2 protein-coding genes are annotated in these 1,859 nt (G+C 57.2%); one reads left to right on the forward strand and one right to left on the reverse strand.

Translation table 11 applies throughout. The annotated features are described in order from the left end of the window. Positions 1-966 (reverse strand): DNA gyrase subunit A (locus tag Q0341_RS04345; RefSeq protein WP_299510833.1); only part of this gene is annotated, 966 nt, incomplete at its 3' end. A gap of 231 nt (positions 967-1,197) precedes the next feature. Between Q0341_RS04345 and ompA the strand changes: the two genes are divergently transcribed. Then, positions 1,198-1,859 (forward strand): outer membrane protein OmpA (gene ompA / locus Q0341_RS04350; RefSeq protein WP_299510834.1); only part of this gene is annotated, 662 nt, incomplete at its 3' end.

The following is a 1,859-nucleotide window of genomic DNA, read 5'->3' on the forward strand; positions in this document are numbered from 1 at the left end:
TTTGTACAGGTTGTTCAGCACCACCTCGGGCACTGCGCCGCGCTTGAGTTCGATCACCAGGCGCATGCCCGATTTGTCGGATTCGTCTTGGATGTGGCTGATGTCTTCGATCTTCTTTTCGTGCACCAACTCGGCCATGCGCTCTTGCAAAGTCTTTTTGTTGACTTGGTAGGGCAGCTCATCGACCACGATGCATTGGCGCTGGCCTTTGTCGATGTCTTCGAAGTGGCACTTGGCGCGCATGACCACGCGGCCACGCCCGGTGCGGTAGCCATCCTTGACGCCCGTCATGCCATAAATGATGGCGCCTGTCGGGAAGTCCGGCGCGGGCACGATTTCCATCAGTTCGTCAATCGACGCGTCGGGGTTGCGCAGCAAATGCAAGCAAGCGTCCACCACCTCATTCAGGTTGTGCGGCGGAATGTTGGTGGCCATGCCCACAGCAATACCGCCTGAGCCGTTGATCAGCAAGTTGGGCAGGCGTGAAGGCAACACCAGCGGTTCTTTTTCAGAGCCGTCGTAGTTCGGGCCAAAGTCGACAGTGTCCTTGTCGATGTCGCCCAGCATCTCGTGGGCGATCTTGGCCAGGCGGATTTCGGTGTAACGCATAGCCGCTGCGTTGTCGCCGTCTACCGAGCCGAAGTTGCCTTGGCCATCCACCAACATGTGGCGCATGGAAAAATCTTGCGCCATGCGCACGATGGTGTCGTACACGGATTGGTCGCCGTGCGGGTGGTATTTACCGATCACATCACCCACGATACGGGCCGACTTTTTATAAGGGCGGTTCCAGTCGTTGTTCAGTTCGTGCATCGCAAACAACACGCGGCGGTGCACGGGTTTCAGGCCGTCCCGGGCATCGGGCAGGGCGCGACCGACGATCACGCTCATGGCGTAATCGAGGTAGCTGCGCCGCATTTCCTCTTCCAGACTGATGGGCAGTGTTTCTTTGGCGAACTGGGTCATAGATGTAAGGAAAGGTGGTGCGGTGTAAACGAGACATTTTAAGTCCAAGCGGCTGTCGCGTCCATGCAACATTTGTACGGCATTTGTATTCCTTACTCTGTTGTCTGTCCGCCATTTGACTGAGCGAGATTTGGTCTATGGCACAATAATTGACAACGCAGCAGGTGAAGGTCATCTGCGGCGTCAACTTTTTCGCAGCGCGGCTGCGGCTTTATCCCCCAAAGGAAGACCATGAAGAAATTGAACAAAGTGGCGATGTTGTTGGCCTCCGCAGCTCTCGCAACCGCCGCTGGCGCACAAACTGTCGACAACTGGCGCAATGGCTCTGGTGACTTGGTTTGGAAAAACGGCACCAATGAACTGTGCTGGCGTGATGCCAACTGGACACCTGCCACAGCCGCAGTTGGTTGCGATGGCGCCATCGTGGCCAAGCCTGCTGTAGCACCTGCACCTAAGGCTGCACCTGCACCTGCACCTGCACCTGCGCCCAAGGCCGCTCCAGCACCAGCAGCCAAGCCAGCTGCCAAGGCACCGCCACCACCCGCCGCCACCAAAGTGACTTACGCCGCTGACACTTTCTTCGACTTTGACAAGTCGGTCCTGAAAGCCGAAGGCAAAGCCAAGCTCGACGACTTGATTGGCAAAGTCAAGGGCATCAACCTGGAAGTCATCATCGCTGTGGGTCACACCGACGCCACCGGCTCCGATGCTTACAACCAGAAGCTGTCGGTCAAGCGCGCTGAAACCGTCAAGGCCTACTTGGTGTCCAAAGGCATCCAAAAGAACCGCGTCTACACCGAAGGCAAAGGCGAGAAGCAGCCTGTGGCTGACAACAAAACTTCTGCTGGCCGTTCCAAGAACCGCCGCGTGGAAATCGAAGTTGTGGGCACACG

Source organism: uncultured Limnohabitans sp., assembly GCF_937889215.1.
GTDB lineage: Bacteria > Pseudomonadota > Gammaproteobacteria > Burkholderiales > Burkholderiaceae_C > Limnohabitans_A.